Genomic DNA, 16,978 nt, shown 5'->3' with positions numbered 1-16,978 from the left:
CACAGCGTGCGGGTGCCGAACGTCAGGTCAGCGCCCTCGATCTGCACGGGCGCGACGGTCATGTACCGCTCAGGGCTCCGGTGAGTGCGTCCACTTCCTGGGTCATCCACGCAATGTAGTCGCTCTGCCCCTCGGGCAGCGTCTCGGTCACATCGACGACGGGCAGCCCCGCGCTCCTGGCGTTGGCGACGAGCTGGTCGGTGACCGGGGTGCTGGTCTGCGAGTTGTGCACGACGGCCCGCACCTGTTTGCCGGTGACGAGCTGGTTGACGGCGTCCTGGGCGGCGACCGGTACGTCGGACTCCTCCTCGATGGCCTTCGAGAAGTCCTCCGGGGTGGCGTCGGTGAGCTTGGCGGCCTCCAGCAGGTAGTGGGCGACCGGCTCGGTGGCGAGGACCTTGGCGCCGGGGCGGTCGCCGCCGATCTTCGCCGCCTTTCCGGTCAGCTCGTCGATCCTGCCCTTGAACGCCGTCGCGTTGCCGTCGAAGGTCTGCTTCGCCTCGGGACGGAGCTGCCCGAGTTCGGCGGCGACCTGGTCGGCGACCTTCGAGACGGTGGGCAGGTCGTACCAGACGTGCTCGTTCACGCCGTGCTCGTGGTCGTGGCCCGCCTCGCCGCCGGAGCCCTCGGCGTGCTCGTGGTCGTGCCCGGCTTCCCCTTCGGCGTGTTCGTGGTCGTGGCCCGCCTCGGCACCGGAGCCCTCGGCACCCTTGCCGGACACGTCGAAGGCGACGACCTTGCGGGCTTCCGGCGCCTGCTCGGCGAGCTTGGTGAAGAAGTCGTCGTAGCCGCCGCCGTTGTAGAGGACGAACTTCGCGTCCTGCACGTCCACCGCGTCCTCCGGGGTGGCCTGGTAGGAGTGCGGGTCGCCGGACGGGTCGTCGATGATGGACCTGACCTCGACCTGGTCGCCGCCGATGGCCGACACGACGCTGCCCCACACGTTGGTGGAAGTGGTGACGGCGAGCTTGCCGCCGGAGTCGCCGGAGCCGCCCGACGCGGAGTCGCCGGAGCCGCAGGCGGCCGTTCCGAGGGCCAGGACGGCGACGGAGACGGCGCCGAGAAGGCGGCCGGTGCGCAGAGTGGTCATAGAGCGGCTCCTGAGAAAGATGAAGGGGCACAACGGCTTTACCCGGGATCGGCGCTCCGGCCGGGAACGCGGAACACGTAATGGAAACCGTTGTCGAATTCACTTTACCCCAACGGATGAACGTGTCAAAAATTCCGCGGGCGCGAGCTGGACCGCGAACAGGTGTGAGCTGGGCCGGGTCCAGCTTCTGGAATGGCTTCTGAACCGTTACGGTTTGTTCATGGCGCGGCCAATGCGGACACGGCGGCAAGCGACACTGGCGTCGCTGGCGGCCGAACTCGGCGTGTCCAGAACCACCGTGTCGAACGCCTACAACCGGCCCGACCAGCTCTCCCCCGAGCTGCGCCGCCGGGTGCTCGACACCGCGCACAAGCTCGGCTACCCCGGCCCGGACCCGGTCGCCCGCTCGCTGCGCACCCGTAAGGCCGGTGCCGTCGGGCTGCTGCTGACCGAGAACCTGTCCTACGCCTTCCGCGACCCCGCCGCCGTCGGCGTGCTCGAAGGGCTCGCGCTGGCCTGCGAGGAAGCGGGCGTCGGACTCCACCTGGTGCCCGCGAGCCCGGGTAGCGAGGAGGTCGCCGCCGTACACCGGGCCGGTGTGGACGGTTTCGTCGTCTACTCGGTACCGGACGACGATCCGCACCTGGCCGCGGTGCTGTCCCGGCCGGTGCCGACCGTGGTGATCGACCAGCCGAGCATCGAGGGCCTCGATCGGGTCGGCCCCGACGACAGCACCTCGATCCGGAAGATGGCCGGGCACCTGATCGAACTGGGTCACCGTCAGGTCGGTGTGCTGTGCATGCGGCTGGCTCGCGAACGCAACGACGACTTCGTCTCGCTGGAACGGCAGCGCTCCGCCCACTTCCACGTCCAGCGCACGCGGCTGGAGGGGCTGGCCGAGGCGTTCGGCAAGGTGGGGGTGGACTGGGCGAGCGTTCCCGTGGTCGAGCGCTTCGAGCACACGGTGGACGACGGAGCGTCCGCCGCCCGCCAGCTTCTCGATGCCTATCCGCAGGTCACCGCGTTGATCTGCACCTCGGACATCCTCGCGCTCGGCGCGCTGGCCGAAGCCGGACGGCGTGGGCTGCGCGTCCCGGCCGATCTGACGGTGACCGGTTTCGACGGCATCGCCGACGCCCAGCGTGCCGGGCTGACCACCGTGCACCAGCCGGTACTGGAGAAGGGCCGGGTGGCGGGCCGGTTGCTGCTCGTCGACAACGAGCGGCTGGAGCCGAAGGTGATCACGCTGCCGACCGAACTGCGCGTCGGCACCACCTCCGCTCCCCCGCGAACCGCCGAGGAGCTGTGGTTCGGCCCGTGATCGAGCGCACGCCCGCCGGACGGGGTGACGTTGGTCGTACCGGCTTGCCCGCGGCACGGCACGACGGTTGAAATAGGACATCCCGACCCGACCGCCGTCCACGGTGCCGGGCACCGCGGCCGAGGAGGCACCATGACCGCGATAGACGTCCTGCTCAAGCGCAACGACGCCTTGGACGATGCCGTTCGCGGCGATCGTTCCTCGCCGAGCCCCTCTTTGCACGTCGCGATTCTCACCTGCATGGACGCGCGCATCCGTGTCTTCGAGCTGTTCGGCCTGCTGCAGGGTGAGTCGCACGTGCTGCGCAACGCGGGTGGTGTGGTCACCGACGACATGATCCGTTCGCTTGCACTGAGCCAGCGCAAGCTCGGCACCCGCGAGGTGCTGATCGTGCAGCACACGAACTGCGGGCTCTCGATGGTCACCGAGGACGACTTCAAGGACGAACTGGAGACCGACAGCGGACTGCGGCCGACCTGGGCGGTGGAGGCGTTCCGCGAGGTCGCCGACAGTGTCCGCGGTTCGATCAACCGCGTGCGGCACAGCCCGTTCCTTCCGCACACCGACCAGGTCCGGGGCTTCGTCTACGACGTGCACGAGGGCAGGCTGACCGAGGTCGACGGCGCCAAGCCGTAACGTCGGGCGGCGATGCCGCGCGGGTAGGCTCGCCGCGATGTCCATCGACGAAGGCGCCCTGCTCTCCTGGTTCGACACGCACGGCCGGGACCTGCCGTGGCGGGAACCGGAATGCACCGCCTGGGGCGTGCTGGTCAGCGAGATCATGTTGCAGCAGACCCCGGTGGCCAGGGTGCGCCCGATCTGGCTGGCCTGGATGGCCCGGTGGCCCCGCCCCTCGGATCTCGCCGCGTCGAGTCAGGGCGAGGTGGTGCGCGCCTGGGGAAAGCTCGGCTACCCGCGTCGCGCGCTGCGGTTGCACGCCGCCGCCACGGCCATCGCCGCCGAGCACGGTGACCTCGTACCGTCCGATGTGGACACTCTGCTGGCCCTGCCCGGTATCGGTGCCTACACCGCGCGGGCGGTGACGGCGTTCGCCTACGGCAGGCGAGCGCCGGTGGTGGACATCAACGTCCGCCGGGTCGTGGCCAGGGCGGTGCACGGTTCGGGCGAGGCCGGTCCGGCATCAACCACCCGCGATCTCGCCGACGTCGAGGCCTTCCTGCCCGCGGAGGACGGCCGGGCGGCGCGGTTCTCCGCGGCGTTGATGGAACTGGGCGCCCTCGTCTGCACGGCACGGACGCCACGGTGCGCGGACTGCCCGGTGTACGGCGACTGCGCATGGCAGCGGGCCGGACGGCCGGCGTACGCCGGGCCCGTCAAGCAGGTCCAGCGGTTCGCCGGCACCGATCGTCAGGTTCGCGGACTGCTGCTGGACGTGCTGCGCGGTACCGAGGGCCCGGTCGACCGGGCGGCGCTCGACCTGGTCTGGCCGCAAGCAGGACAGCGGGACCGCTGTCTTGACTCGCTGCTGGTGGACGGCTTGCTGGAGCAGACCGGCGACGGCCGATTCGCGCTGCCCGGCGAGCACTGACCGCCACTTCCGAGCAAGAAAGCGGAAGAAACGCTCCGCATATTCCCTCCGGTCCATTGGTATTGATCCGCCGAACGGACCAATCGCTCTACTCTCCGTAGAATTGGCGCTCATCAACAATGACCGACCAGAGTTGGTTAGCCATTGTCTCAGCCCCCGCCGGGCGGCTACCGTCTCCGTTGAAAACCCCTGCATCAACACCTGCGCATAACCGAATAACGCAGCACTACGCATAGATCTGGGCGAGTTCGCTCCCGGCGAGTTCGCCCCTGCCGAGGGAGATCGAAATGGCTGAGAAGCCTGGCTTCGACCGTCGCGCCCTGCTCAAGGGTGGACTGACGGTCACCGCTGTCGGTGCGCTCACCGCGTTGCCGATCGGCACCGCGTCCGCAGCCCCGATCGCGCGGAGAGCGGCGAACGGGACGGTCGCGGCACCACCGCAGATGTTCGGCACCTCCGACTGGGGTGCCCGCCCGCCGAGCGGCGCCATCGTCGTCGAGAACCACAAGCCGACCTACATCGTCGTGCACCACACCGCCGACCCCGGCAACAGCGAGGACTACTCGAAGGAACACGCCTTCGAGATCTCCCGCGTCATCCAGAACGCGCACATGGACGGCAACGGCTGGGTGGACAGCGGCCAGCAGTTCACCAACAGCCGCGGCGGGTTCATCACCGAGGGCAGGCACCGCAGCATCGAGATCCTCAACGGCGGCACCCAGCACGTCCAGGGCGCCAACGTGGGCAACCACAACAGCGAGGTCATCGGCATCGAGAACGAGGGCATCTACGTCGACGTCGACGTGCCGCCCGCCCTCTGGACCTCGCTGGTGCAGCTCGTCGCCTACATGGCCAGCCAGTACGGCGTGGCGCCCGCGAACATCAAGGGCCACCGCGACTTCAACGCCACCGAGTGCCCCGGCACCGTGCTCTACGGCAGGCTGCCCGAACTGCGGCAGGCCGTCGGCGGTGCGCTCGGCGTCGAGGTGCGCGAGGCGACCGAGTGGCCGCTGCTCAAGCCAGGCCAGACCGGTCAGAAAGTCCTTGCCGCGCAACACCTTCTGCGGGAGCAGGGCGCGCGCAACGTGCCCACCGACGGGGTCTTCGGACCGTCCACCGCGGACGCGGTCGAATCCCTCTCCGCCGCCCGCGGTCTGGAGAAGCACAGTTGCACGGCCACGATGCGCTCCGAGGAGCGCGGTTTCCTGGGTGCCGATCTGCTTCCGCTGATCACCCCGGCCGTCGCACCCGGCACGAACACCGAAGCGGCCCGCGCGGCCGGTGTGCTGGCGAACGCCGCCGGCGTGCGCACCGCCTCGCTCGGAACGCTGAACACCCAGGCGTGGAAGGAACTCCTCTCCGCCTGACGCCCCGACGACCGCGTGGCTGGGGAGTACCCCGACGATTCCCCAGCCACGCGGCTACCAATTTCGGCACCGCTGTTCCGGACATCGGATGATTTTCCCTGCCCAGACAGGAATTGCGCCACCGGCGCCCGTTTCGGCTGATTCCAGAATTCCGCACCGCCAGATGGACCAGTACGACTAGCCCGCGCGTATCGGCATTCTTCGACATAATACGACCAAAGTCGGTTATCTATTGTCCGGAGAACGTCCAGCCGTTAGCGTCGCGCGCAATCGACGAATACCACTGGGGCGCACGGGGCAGAACCACATCAGGGTGCCCAGGTGGATTCACCACTGCCTGAGGAGACCGAGAATGGCCGAGATGCCCTCCGTGGACCGCCGCACCCTGATCAAGGGCGGCCTGACCGTCACCGCCGTCGGCGCGCTCGGCGCGCTACCCGTGGGATCCGCGTTCGCCGAGAGCGCGCCCGTAGAATCGGTGTCCGGGAAAGCCGCGCCGACGATGTACAGCAGGTCGGACTGGAACGCGCGCAAGCCGAGCAGCACGGTGACCGTGCTCGACCGGAAACCGACCTACATCGTCGTGCACCACACGGCCAGTCCCGGCAACACCGACGATTTCAGCAAGGCGCGCGCCTTCGAGGTGTCCCGCATCATCCAGAACGCGCACATGGACGGCAACGGCTGGTCGGACAGCGGCCAGCAGTTCACCAACAGTCGCGGCGGATTCATCGTCGAGGGGCGCCAGCACAGCCTGGACGCACTGAAGTCGGGCAACAAGCACGTCGAGGGCGCGCACGTGTCCGGCAAGAACACCGAGGCGATCGGCATCGAGAACGAGGGCAACTACGTGACCGCCTCGGTACCCGCGAAGCTGTGGAGCTCGCTGGTGGAACTGGTGTCGTACATGGCGAGCCAGTACGGCGTGACGCCGGCGAACATCAAGGGGCACCGTGACTTCAACTCGACGGAATGCCCCGGTGGTGTTCTCTACGGCCGGTTGCCGGAGCTGCGCAAGGCCGTCGGCAAGGCACTGAACAGCGAGGTGCTGACCGTCGCCGAGTGGCCGCTGCTCAAGCCGGGCGACACCGGGCAGAAGGTGCTCGCCGCACAGCACCTGCTGCGCGGGCAGGGCCTGCGCGGCGTGCCGACCGACGGCGTGTTCGGCCCGGCCACCGCCGACGCCGTCGCCGCCTTCGCTGATGCCCGCGGCGTCGAACGGCACACCTGCATGGCAAGCATGCTCGCCGACGAACGCGGCTTCCTCGGTGCCGACGTCTGGCCGCTGCTGACGCCCTCGGTCGCCCCGGGCACCGGCAGCGACGCGGCCAGGGCGGCCGGCGTGCTCGCCGACTCCACCGGCACCCGTTCCGCCTCGCTCGGCACGCTGAACACCCAGGCGTGGAAGGAACTCCTCTCCGCCTGACCGACATCCCTGCCCTTCCCCGCGACCAACGTCGCGGGGAAGGGCGTCAGGGAGCCGGGAGGGCGGCCAGAAACGCCTCGACGGCGCCGCGGTACTCCTGCGGGGCATCGTCGTGCACGACGTGTCCCGCGCCCTCGACGACGAGGTGCCTGCCGCCGGGCACCCGTGCGGCGAGTTCCGCCTGCTGCCCGGCCGGCATCGCGGTGAACTCCGCCTCGACGGCCAGCAGCGGGCACCTGACACCGTCCACAAAGGACCAGTAGTCGCGACGGCCCCACTCGGACGCGATCTCGTACAGGTCCGCGAGGTCGGCCATCAGGTGGTAGCCGTCGCCGCGGTCCACCACGCACTCGGCGAAGTAGTCCCCGGTACCGCCGAAGAACTCCCGCACGTGGCCGAGCGACTGGAACGGCACCGGCCACGACTCGAAGTACCCGCGCCAGGTGTCCACCGTGCGCCCCCGCTGGTCGGGCGCCATGTCCTCCACGACGACCGCGCGCACGAGGGACGGATACGTGGCCGCGAGCGCGAACGCGTGCAGGCCGCCCATCGAGTGACCGATCACCACGGCGGGCCCGGCGTCCAGTTCGCGAATCAACCCGGCCACGTCCTCGACGAACTCCTCCGTGCGCCAGGTCCCCTTCCGCGCGCGCAGGCCGTGCCCTCGGGCGTCGAGGCCGAGGACGTGCCCGTACCGGCGCAGCCAGCGCGCCACCGCCCACCACGTCCGCGCCCGCCCCATCAGGCCGTGCAGCAGGACGATCGGCGGGCCCTCGCCGCCGAAGTCGACGACCTCGCCCCCGGCCGTGCGGGTTTCCGGCACCTTCGGCCCGTCCACCTAGACTCCCTCCATGCGCAGCCGTGACAGCAGCCGCCTCGCGACGGTGGTGTGCGCGATCGGCGTGCTCGTCGCCGGGTGCACACCGACCCTGCCGGACGAACCCGCAGATCCGGCTCGTCCGGTGCCCGCGCCGACGCCCGGGGTCCCGACGCCGGGCGCGGCGGGAGCCGGTGATCCCTACTATCCCTTCGACGGCAACGGCGGCTACGACGCCCTCGGGTACGAGGTGTCGTTCAGCTACGACCCGGCGAGCAGGCGCTTCGAAGGGGACACCACCGTCACTCTGCGCGCCACCCAGGACCTCAGCCGCTTCAACCTGGATCTGCGCGGTTTCGACGTGCGCTCGGTCGAGGTCGCCGGGCGGCAGGCGGAGTTCGCGCGGGAGGGCGAGTTCGAACTGGTCGTCACCCCGGCGCAGCAGATCACCGCGGGCGCGACCGTGTCCGCCCGGGTGCGCTACGACGGCACCCCGCTGGCCGCCGCCCCCGGCTCGCTCGGCGACAACGGCTGGCAGCAGAGCGCCTCCGGCGGGGCGTTCGTGCTCGGCGAACCGCACTCGGCGGCGTTCTGGTTCCCGGTGAACGAGACCCCGCGGGACAAGGCGAAGTTCACCGTCAACGCGCGCGTGCCCAGCGACTGGCAGGTCATGTCGATCGGCCGCGAGCAGCCCGGTCCCACCGCCGATGGCTGGACCACCACGACGTGGATCGAGGACCGTCCGGTCGCCAGCTACCTCACCACGGTCGCGATCGACAGGTTCACCATCGAACGCGGCGCGCTGTCCGACGGCACCCCGGTGATCGACGCCTACGCCCCCGGCGCCGAACAGCGCCGCGAGTCGGTCGGGCGGGTGCCGGAGGTGATCGAGTTCCTGTCGGGGAGGTTCGGCCCGTACCCGCAGGGTTCGGCGGGCGGCATCCACCTGCAGGCGGACATCGGCTTCTCCCTGGAGACGCAGGGCAGGCCGACGTACGCGCAGTGGGCGGACCTGGAGACGGTGGTGCACGAGCTCGCGCACCAGTGGTACGGCAACTCGGTGTCGGTGCAGTCGTGGGCGGACATCTGCCTGAACGAGTGCCTTGCCAGCTATGCGCAGTGGCTGTGGTCGGAGGGTACGACCGGCGAGAACCTGGACGACCGGTATCGGCTCGCCGTCGACAGGTTCCGCGCGGACAACGGTTTCTGGGCGCCGAAGCTGTACGACATGGGGCCAGGCAAGGAGTTCGACGGCGTCTACGACAAGGGGATCCTCGCCGTGCACGCGCTGCGCAGGCAACTCGGCGAACAGCGGTTCGACCGGGTACTGCGCGGGTGGGCGGATCACAATCTCGGCGGCAACGCGAGCTGGCCGGAGTTCGAGACCTTCGTCGGCGAGATCGCCGGTGAGGATCTGCGCGGGTTCTTCGACGCCTGGTTCCGCGGCACCGTCATCCCCGCCGAGGAGTATCTGTACCCGGCTCCGCCGCGCTGACTAACGGACGTCGTTTCGCCCGGCCCGGTCCATCTCGGCGACCGCGTCCCGGAACAGGTCCCGGCAGCGCCGGACAAGTTCGGCGGGCATGCCGATCTCCAGCTCCATGGGGCCGTGGAAGTGAAAGTCGGCGTACCGCCCGTCCGGCTCGACGCGGTAGCCGACCTGGGCGCCCTCGCTGATCGAGAGCCACGTGCCGCTGTTCGTCTTCATGTCTGAGTACATGACCGGTCACCTTCCGTTGTAGTGTGCCCTGTCGATACAAGGACTGTAAACTACGCACGTATTTTTAATGCGCAACTACACGGGTGAACTTGACCGGGTGCCCCTGCCACACCGTGACCTCGGAGGAAGACGATGTCCAAGCCCGCACCGAGAACCGAGCACATCCAGGTCGCCGCCACCCTGCGCAGGCTGCGCGAGGACGCCGGAGCGACCCGGGAGGACGCGGCGAAACTGCTCGGCTGCAGCGTGTCGAAGATCAGCGACCTGGAAGTGGGACGGTCGAAGCCGAAACCGGTGGAGCTGGAACGCCTGCTCGACCACTACGGCGTCCAGGGCCGGGACCACGAGGAACTGGTCGAGTTCGCCCGCACGTCCCGCAAGCGCAGGCCGAACAGTCCCTACACGGCAGCCGTGATCCCGGCCGACATCCGGCGTGCAGTGGACTTGCAAGAGCAGGCACTTTCCTCGGTCTTCTACTCTTCGGAGTTGATCCCCGGGATGCTGCAAACCCGGCCCTACGCCGAAGCGATCCTCGGATGGGAGGACGCGAACCGGCCCGACGAAGCCGCGAAACTACTCGACCTCCGGATGGGGCGAGCAGAAGTGTTCACCCGGACAGATCGGCCGCCTTTGAGCTACTGGTGCATTCTCGGCGAAGCCGCGCTGCGCTCAGGTGTAGGCGGACAGGCTGTGATGCGTGAACAGCTCGCCCACCTGATCGAGGTCAACAGCACGATGGACAACGTGGTGCTCCAGGTTCTGCCGCTCGGCTCCGGCGTGCACTCGTTTCTCGGTATCACCCTGACCTGGCACCGATTCCCTGCTCCCGCGCCCGACATGCTGATCCTCGACAGCTACGGGCGCAGTATCATTCGGGACAGCCCCGCCGAGGTCGCTCGCGGGGCACACCACCTGGACCTGACCAAGGCCAAGGCGCTCGGCCGGGACGAGAGCACCACCTTCCTGCGCCGGGTGCACCGAGAGTTGAAATGAGGCAACCGATGCCGCGCAAGACCGACGAGTGGTTCGTCCCCCGCAGGTCGGAGAACGGCACCACCTGCGTGCAGACGAAGTTCACCGACGACGCCGTCCAGGTCCGCAACAACCTGACCCCCGACGCCGGCACCGCCACCTTCACCCACCAGGAGTGGACCACCTTCATCGCCAGCGTCAAAGACGGCGACTACGACCTCTGACAGACCTACCCCGACCGCCCACCCGGTGCGCAATACGTCGACATATTGCGCCCGCCGCCACCGCAATTCGTCGACATATTGCGATGCCTTGTGCACGATGCTTCGCAATACGTCGACATATTGCGGCCTGGTTGGGCCGTACGGGTGACACGTAGGCTGGGTTCATGGCTGTTGTGAAGATCAACGCGATCGAGATTCCCGAAGGCGCGGGCCCCGAGCTGGAGCAGCGGTTCGCCGCCAGGCTCGGCGCTGTGGCGGACGAACCGGGCTTCCTCGGCTTCGAACTGCTGCGCCCGGTCGCCGGGGAGACGCGCTACTTCGCGTACACCCGCTGGGAGACCGAGGAGCATTTCCAGGCGTGGGCGAACGGGCCGTCCCGGCAAAGCCACGGCGGCAACGGGCCGAAGGTCAGCTCCGGGGCGAGCCTGTACGAGTTCGAGGTCGTGCACGCCGTGGGCAAGACGGCGGAGTAGCACGGCCTTGCTCGATGCGGAACTGGACCGCGCCGCCGAACTGATCGCGGGCGCGGGCGCGCTGCTGGTGTGCGCGGGCGCGGGAATGGGCGTCGACTCCGGGTTGCCGGACTTCCGTGGCGACGAGGGATTCTGGCGCGCGTACCCGCCCTACGCCCGGCTTGGGCTGAGCTTCGCCGAGGTCGCCGACCCGGCACACTTCGCCGCCGATCCGGGGCTGGCGTGGGGCTTCTACGGTCACCGGCTGGATCTGTACCGGGCGACCGTGCCACACGAGGGCTTCCGGCTGCTGCGCGAGTGGGGTGCCGGGACGCCGGGCGGCACCCGGGTGTTCACGTCCAATGTAGACGGTCAGTTCCAGGCGGCGGGGTATCCGGACGGCCACGTCGCCGAGGTACACGGATCGATCCACCACCTCCAGTGCACGGTGCCGTGCGGGGACCGGATCTGGCCCGTCGACGATCTGCGCGTGCTCCTCGACGAGGAGTCGATGCGCGCACTGCCGCCGTTGCCGCGCTGCCCGGACTGTGGCGAACTGGCCCGGCCGAACATCCTGATGTTCTCCGACTTCGCCTGGGTCGACCGACGGTCCCGGCCCCGCCTCGCCGAACTGGACGCCTGGCGCCGTGGCGCGCGCGGGCTGGTGACCGTGGAACTGGGCGCGGGCACCGCCGTGCCCACCGTCCGCAGACGCGCCGAGCTCGCCACCGCGGCCACCGGAGCGCTGGTGCGGATCAACCCGCGCGAGCCCGAGGTGCGCCACGGACGAGGGATCTCGCTGCCGATGGGCGCACTGGAAGCACTGTCCGCTGTGGACGAACGGCTGCGCTGAATTCGTTGTCCCGCATCACTTCCGACGCGGCAGGGTCAGTTCCGCGTAGACGGCCCGGTGGTCGCCGCCCGGAACGTGGAAGACCTGGTGGTCGCGGACGGCCACCCGCCGGTCCACCAGCACGTGGTCGATCGTCACCGGCGGCGGGAAGTTCCCGGACGGCCAGGTCGGCAGGAAGCCGCGGCCCAGTTCCTCGGCCGTGTCGGCGTAACCGGAACCGATCAGTTCCCGGAACGCGGTGTGGTCCAGCGTCGCGTTGAAGTCACCGGCCAGAATCCGCACGGGTGCCGCCGGACGGGGCAGCCCGGCCAGTTCCGACCGCCACGCCGCGAACTCCTCGACCGGCGGCATCGGGTGCACCGCCACCAGTTCGGCCGAGCTGCCGTCCGGCATGGTCAGCCGCGCGCTGGGCTGCGCCAGCGTCGAGGGGCCCGCCAGGTCGAGTTCGGTCAGCGGGTGCACCGACAGCAGCCCGGAGCCGGACGCTCCCGGCTCGGCTCGCAGCACCCGGTGCGGCAGCAGGGATGCCAGCCCGGCCGCCTCCATCGCGCGCAGCGCCTCCGGGGTCACCTCCTGCAGGCTCAGCACCTCCACCGCCCGCGTGCGCACCAGGTCGACGATGGTGCGCGGGTCGGCCCCGCCGAAGTACATGTTCACCGTCAGCACCCGCAGCGCGGGGCCGTCGGCGGCGGGCTGCTCGTCGCCCAGGTACCGGGGCAGCAGGCCGAGCCCCAGCCCCGCGACGAGCAGCAGGGTGCCGGCCGCGATCAGCCAGCGCCGCGACATCAGCGCCACCAGGCCCAGCAACAACCCGGCCGCCGTGACGTACGGCGTCAGGGCCAGCGCTGCGGCGACGTAACGGTTGCCGTCGAAACCGAGGAAGCGGAACCCGGCGTGCGCCGCGAGCAGGATCGCCGGGACGGCCAGCAGCACGGTGACGAACTTGTTGCGGTGCCGGACGGGCGCCTCGTAGGTGTCAACCACGGGGCCTGCCGACGTGCCGGTAGTGGCCGGTCGCGCGGGCCAGGAGCTGCTGCGCGGCCTCCCCGTCACCGGCCCGCTCCAGCTTCGCCAGCAGCGTGGCCGCCGCGGAGCCCCGCAGCACCGTCACCGTGCGGCCGCCGCGCGAGACGTGCACCTGCCCGTTCTTCGTCGCCCGCCAGTCGAACGGGTCGTCCACCAGTGACATGGCGCAAGTCTGCCCGAACTCCCGCCCGCACGGACGCGCCCTCTATCGAATGAACAGCGGAGCGGGTCCCGATACGCGGTGGTAGACCTCTCGGGTCCCGCGACCGCGAGCTTGGGAGTACCCCCGCATGTCCACCGACACGACCGCGCCGCACAGCACGCTCGACCCGCCCGCACCGGCCGGCGTCCCGGGAACGCCTACCGCACCGGACGTCACCGAATACCGGCTCACCTTCGGCGGGTTCGAGTTCGTCGGCAGGCTCGTCCGGCGTGGCGGCGCCGTCACCGCACCGCTGGTCATTCTCGGCGGCTCCTCCCAGGACCGCTTCTCCTGGATCCGGCACCAGAACGACCTGGCCCCGCTCTGCGACGTCGTCACCGTGGACCTGCCCGGTTACGGCGATGCCGACGCCCTGCCCGCGACCTACGGGCTGGACTTCCTGGCGGCCGCCGTCCGGCACCTCGTGCGCGAACTGGAACTGGGACGGGTGAACCTACTGGGCGGCTGCTTCGGCGGTGCCATCGCGATGCGGTTCGCCCAGCACTACCCCGCCGACCTGGAACGGCTGATCCTGGTCGGCATGACCACCTACGTCCCGCCGGAGTACGCCGAGGCGGCCGTGCGCTGGGTGCGGATGCTCGACGACGAGCACCAGGTCGGCCCGGAGCAGCAGGCCACGATGGCCGAGGAACTCGTGTCCCGGTTCATGGCGCCGCCCGGCACCGGAACGATCGCCCGGCACGCGGCGATCTCCCGGCTGATCCACCGTCAGTTCATGTCGCAGACGCCGAGGCAGATCAAGATGGGCGTCGCCGACCACAACGAGCGGCTGATGAACCACGAGTGGTACCGGCCGGAGCCGGTGCCGCCGCTGCCCGCGCTGGTGTTCACCGGCGAGCACGACAATCTGGCCACGCCGTCGATGGGGCGGGTGGCCGCGGGCTGCGTGCCCGGGGCGGTGTTCACCACCGTCAAGGATGCCGATCACCTGGTGCACATGGAGCGCATCGAGCAGTTCACCGACCTGGTCGGCCGTTTCCTCACCGACCGGCCCATCGACGACCTGCCCTACTGCAATCCGGTGGAGCGCCCGGCCGCGTGAGGGTCATCAGGGCGCGCCCTAGCCTGACGACATGACACGTGTGCTGCTCACCGGGTTCGAACCGTTCGGCGGCGAGCCGGTGAACCCGTCCTGGCAGGCCGTCTCGACGCTGGTGGGCGGGGCCGGAGGCGGCGGGTACGAGCCCGTCGCCGTGGAACTCCCGTGTGTGTTCGATCGCTCGCTGCCGGCGCTGCGCGAGGCGATCGCCGCGCACCGGCCGGACGTTGTGGTGTGCGTCGGGCAGGCGGGCGGGCGGGCAGGGCTGAGCGTGGAACGGGTGGCCGTCAACCTGGTGGACGCCCGGATCCCGGACAACGCCGGGGCGCAGCCGCTCGACGTCCCGGTGGCCGAGAACGGGCCCGCCGCCTACTTCGCCACGCTGCCGGTGAAGGCGTGCGCCGAGGCGGCCCGTGCCGCCGGCGTCCCGGCGTCGGTCTCGCACACCGCGGGAACCTACGTCTGCAACCAGGTCTTCTACGGCCTCATGCACCTGCTGGCCACCGATTTGGCCACCGAAATGCCCGGCGTGCGCGGCGGGTTCGTGCACGTCCCGTACAGCCCGGAACAGGTGGCGGCCGCCGGTTCCGCCGTGCCGAGCCTGGCGATCGGCGACTGCGCCGCCGGGCTGGACGCGCTCGTGCGCATCGCCGTCGAGGTCCGTACGGACATCAGCGTCCCCGGCGGAAGCCTGCACTGAAACCGTGCCGGGCATTCACACCCCGTGCACGCGGCACCATCCCTTGGGCCTCACTCGCCAGGGTGAGGGTTCGCCGCTCGCTGTCGATCATGGCCGTCCGGGGCGCGGGTAACCGATCACGCGGGGAACTCCGCCACCCGGCGGCAACGGACATCGAAGCGATCGCCGTCCACCTGCGCGTACCTGCGCGTTTGAGAGTTTCCAACGCACTGCCGTGCACGTTGGGAAACCAGCCATGCACTCTGGGTAGCACGACCGAGGGTGTCCGGCAAGACTGTCTTTCCGCTCCTGAGCTTGCTTACTTTCACGGCGCGCTCCGGGCAAACCCCGGGACGCACGAAGGCCCCGCCCCCTGCGCGGGGCCCGGACCCTGTGGAGACCAGCACCCATGAAGCGAACGTTCATTCGTGCATCAATCGCCGGAGCCGCCCTCGCGACCGTCCTGTCCGGGGTACTGACGACCCCGGCGGGCGCCACCGAGGACACCGCCGACAAGGCCGGCGTGCAACAGCAGGCCGCGACGACCGAGAGCGAACAGGACCGGATCGAGAGCTACTGGACCGACGCCAGGATGGCGGAGGCGCTGCCCGCCGATGCCAGGTTCAACGGCCAGGGAACCCGGCACGGCACCGAGGTGACGCCGACGAAACGCAGCGCCGCCGCCGTCGGGGACGCCGTGCGTGCGAACCCGAATCCCAAGCTGGGCAAGGTTTTCTTCACTCTCGGGGGTTCGAACTACGTCTGTTCGGGCACGGCGACGCGCAGTGCGAACGCCGACGTCGTCACCACCGCGGGCCACTGCCTCAACGAGGGGCCCGGCGCCTTCGCCACGAACTTCGCGTTCGTTCCCGCCTACGACAACGGTTCCCGCCCGTACGGCACGTGGACGGCCAAGCGGCTGCTCACCACGTCCGGCTGGGCGAACACCGGTGACTTCAACGTCGACGTCGGCTTCGCGGTGATGAACACCGACTCCTCGGGGCGCAGCCTCACCCAGGTCACCGGCGCGCAGGACATCGCGTTCAACCTGGCTCGCGGTCTGAGCTACGAGTCGTTCGGCTACCCCGCCGCCTCGCCGTACAACGGCCAGCTCCTGTGGAAGTGTGCCGACCGGGCCGGCGACGACCAGGTCGGCGGGTCCAACGACCTCAGCATCCGCTGCAGCATGACCGGCGGCTCCTCCGGCGGTGGCTGGATCACCGGCGGACGACTGAACTCGGTCAACTCGTTCGGCTACACCACGCAGCCGAACGTGATGTACGGCCCGTACTTCGGCAGCACCATCCAGTCCGTCTACAACCAGGCGCAGAACGCCTGACCTACCGCCCGACCCGGCGAAACCCCTTGGCGGGCAACGCTTTCGGCGGACCGCGACAGCCCTCGGCCCCGGGGAGATCTCCCCGGGGCCGAGGGCCGGTCATCAATCAGGCGTCCGCCTACTTCACCTCGGCCAGCAGCGACTTGGCCTTGGCCTCCTGCTCGTCGTAGCGGTCGGGGTAGGCCGAGCGCTGCACGCTCTGCGCCAGCTCGCCCGCGGTGTAGCCGGGGTTGTTGGAGCTGTTCGGGATCGCCTGGTCGAAGTAGGCGTTGGTGGCGTGGTCCACGTCGCGGCAGTCGGCCGGGTCGTCGCACCAGCCCTGGCTCGGACGCTGCTGGAAGACGCCGACCGAGTCGGAGTCACCGCAGTTGAGGTTGTTCATGTGCGACTCGACCCAGCCCGCCTCGAACGCCGAGAGCATGACCTTGGCCGAGACCTTGCGCTTCTCGCCGATCGCGTAGATCTTCTTCGTGACGTCCAGGTCCCGCTTGGCCGGCACCTCGCAGGCCGCGTTGAGCCACTGGGCGTTCGCCACGTCCACGGGCGGCGGGCCGGCGGGCTGCTCGGCCGCAGCGACATTGCCCCCGGCCACGGTCAGGGCCGCCGCGGCCACCAGTGTGGACGCCGCCAGTCGCGACCTGCTCATCCTCGGCATTACGTCTCCCTCGCTCGCAGAATCGATTGGGCCAAATCACCTCTTTGAGTGACAGCCTGGGAGAAAGTAACCAACGGCGATCACAGGGGTCAATCCGCCGGGAGGCCCAACGAGGACCCTGAATGACCCCTGAATGGACGAGGCGGCATGCGTTCTCGCGACGGTCCATCCCGGTATCGGCGTCCGCGTCCGAGTTCGGCACAAACGAAAATCGGCCCCCGGAACG

19 protein-coding genes are annotated in these 16,978 nt (G+C 69.7%); 13 read left to right on the top strand and 6 right to left on the bottom strand.

Annotation, left to right across the window (positions count from 1 at the left end):
- Positions 1-58 precede the first annotated feature (58 nt).
- On the bottom strand, positions 59-1,090 hold the full coding sequence (locus CFN78_RS22455) for a metal ABC transporter solute-binding protein, Zn/Mn family (RefSeq protein WP_094864856.1): 1,032 nt from the start codon (positions 1,088-1,090) through the stop codon (positions 59-61).
- Positions 1,091-1,310: 220 nt separating this feature from the next.
- On the opposite strand from CFN78_RS22455, the gene CFN78_RS22450 reads away from it, so the two are divergent.
- The 5 genes from CFN78_RS22450 to CFN78_RS22430 all read left to right on the top strand — a co-directional run bounded on the left by CFN78_RS22450 (position 1,311) and on the right by CFN78_RS22430 (position 6,753).
- Complete coding sequence (locus CFN78_RS22450) at positions 1,311-2,411, top strand: LacI family DNA-binding transcriptional regulator (RefSeq protein ID WP_094864855.1); 1,101 nt, start codon at positions 1,311-1,313, stop codon at positions 2,409-2,411.
- Between the two features lie 132 nt (positions 2,412-2,543).
- Complete coding sequence (locus tag CFN78_RS22445) at positions 2,544-3,047, top strand: beta-class carbonic anhydrase (protein WP_094864854.1); 504 nt, start codon at positions 2,544-2,546, stop codon at positions 3,045-3,047.
- A gap of 37 nt (positions 3,048-3,084) precedes the next feature.
- On the top strand, positions 3,085-3,960 hold the full coding sequence (locus tag CFN78_RS22440; protein WP_094864853.1) for an HhH-GPD family protein: 876 nt from the start codon (positions 3,085-3,087) through the stop codon (positions 3,958-3,960).
- Between the two features lie 287 nt (positions 3,961-4,247).
- Positions 4,248-5,327 (top strand): peptidoglycan recognition protein family protein, encoded by a 1,080-nt coding sequence (locus CFN78_RS22435; RefSeq protein ID WP_094864852.1) that lies wholly within the window; start codon positions 4,248-4,250, stop codon positions 5,325-5,327.
- Positions 5,328-5,688: 361 nt separating this feature from the next.
- Positions 5,689-6,753 (top strand): peptidoglycan recognition protein family protein, encoded by a 1,065-nt coding sequence (locus CFN78_RS22430; protein WP_094864964.1) that lies wholly within the window; start codon positions 5,689-5,691, stop codon positions 6,751-6,753.
- Positions 6,754-6,799: 46 nt separating this feature from the next.
- Here CFN78_RS22430 and CFN78_RS22425 read toward each other — a convergent pair whose 3' ends face one another.
- Entirely contained in the window at positions 6,800-7,591 is a 792-nt protein-coding gene (locus CFN78_RS22425; protein WP_240519626.1) for an alpha/beta fold hydrolase, read from the bottom strand.
- A 13-nt stretch (positions 7,592-7,604) separates the two neighbouring features.
- Between CFN78_RS22425 and CFN78_RS22420 the strand changes: the two genes are divergently transcribed.
- Complete coding sequence (locus tag CFN78_RS22420) at positions 7,605-9,065, top strand: M1 family metallopeptidase (protein WP_094864851.1); 1,461 nt, start codon at positions 7,605-7,607, stop codon at positions 9,063-9,065.
- Here CFN78_RS22420 and CFN78_RS22415 read toward each other — a convergent pair whose 3' ends face one another.
- Complete coding sequence (locus CFN78_RS22415) at positions 9,066-9,290, bottom strand: hypothetical protein (protein ID WP_133116423.1); 225 nt, start codon at positions 9,288-9,290, stop codon at positions 9,066-9,068.
- A gap of 132 nt (positions 9,291-9,422) precedes the next feature.
- Between CFN78_RS22415 and CFN78_RS22410 the strand changes: the two genes are divergently transcribed.
- The 4 genes from CFN78_RS22410 (at position 9,423) to CFN78_RS22395 (ending at position 11,791) form a co-directional block, all read left to right on the top strand.
- Positions 9,423-10,283 (top strand): helix-turn-helix domain-containing protein, encoded by an 861-nt coding sequence (locus CFN78_RS22410; protein ID WP_094864849.1) that lies wholly within the window; start codon positions 9,423-9,425, stop codon positions 10,281-10,283.
- 8 nt (positions 10,284-10,291) lie between these two features.
- Positions 10,292-10,486, top strand: coding sequence for a DUF397 domain-containing protein (locus tag CFN78_RS22405; protein WP_094864848.1), 195 nt, complete (start codon positions 10,292-10,294; stop codon positions 10,484-10,486).
- 164 nt (positions 10,487-10,650) lie between these two features.
- Positions 10,651-10,959, top strand: coding sequence for an antibiotic biosynthesis monooxygenase family protein (locus CFN78_RS22400; protein WP_094864847.1), 309 nt, complete (start codon positions 10,651-10,653; stop codon positions 10,957-10,959).
- Positions 10,960-10,966: 7 nt separating this feature from the next.
- Complete coding sequence (locus tag CFN78_RS22395) at positions 10,967-11,791, top strand: SIR2 family NAD-dependent protein deacylase (protein WP_240519625.1); 825 nt, start codon at positions 10,967-10,969, stop codon at positions 11,789-11,791.
- Between the two features lie 15 nt (positions 11,792-11,806).
- On the opposite strand, the gene CFN78_RS22390 is transcribed toward CFN78_RS22395, so the two are convergent.
- The gene (locus CFN78_RS22390; protein ID WP_240519624.1) at positions 11,807-12,775 is read right to left on the bottom strand and encodes an endonuclease/exonuclease/phosphatase family protein; all 969 of its coding nucleotides are present in this window, start codon (positions 12,773-12,775) and stop codon (positions 11,807-11,809) included.
- Positions 12,768-12,980: a hypothetical protein gene (locus CFN78_RS22385; protein WP_094864846.1), complete on the bottom strand. Its 213-nt coding sequence runs from the start codon at positions 12,978-12,980 to the stop codon at positions 12,768-12,770. The genes CFN78_RS22390 and CFN78_RS22385 overlap by 8 nt, the downstream gene beginning before the upstream one ends.
- Positions 12,981-13,107: 127 nt before the next feature.
- On the opposite strand from CFN78_RS22385, the gene CFN78_RS22380 reads away from it, so the two are divergent.
- From CFN78_RS22380 to CFN78_RS22370, 3 genes are all read left to right on the top strand, one after another.
- Entirely contained in the window at positions 13,108-14,082 is a 975-nt protein-coding gene (locus CFN78_RS22380; protein WP_094864845.1) for an alpha/beta fold hydrolase, read from the top strand.
- Between the two features lie 31 nt (positions 14,083-14,113).
- On the top strand, positions 14,114-14,779 hold the full coding sequence (gene pcp, locus CFN78_RS22375; RefSeq protein WP_094864844.1) for a pyroglutamyl-peptidase I: 666 nt from the start codon (positions 14,114-14,116) through the stop codon (positions 14,777-14,779).
- A gap of 388 nt (positions 14,780-15,167) precedes the next feature.
- Positions 15,168-16,097, top strand: coding sequence for a trypsin-like serine peptidase (locus tag CFN78_RS22370; RefSeq protein WP_205660614.1), 930 nt, complete (start codon positions 15,168-15,170; stop codon positions 16,095-16,097).
- 118 nt (positions 16,098-16,215) lie between these two features.
- On the opposite strand, the gene CFN78_RS22365 is transcribed toward CFN78_RS22370, so the two are convergent.
- Positions 16,216-16,743 (bottom strand): hypothetical protein, encoded by a 528-nt coding sequence (locus CFN78_RS22365; RefSeq protein ID WP_094864843.1) that lies wholly within the window; start codon positions 16,741-16,743, stop codon positions 16,216-16,218.
- Between the last annotated feature and the right edge of the window lie 235 nt (positions 16,744-16,978).

Source organism: Amycolatopsis antarctica (genome assembly GCF_002262875.1).
In the GTDB taxonomy this organism is placed as follows: domain Bacteria; phylum Actinomycetota; class Actinomycetes; order Mycobacteriales; family Pseudonocardiaceae; genus Amycolatopsis; species Amycolatopsis antarctica.
The sequence above is the reverse complement of the archived record's forward strand: the minus strand, read 5'-3'. Positions and strand labels throughout refer to the sequence as shown.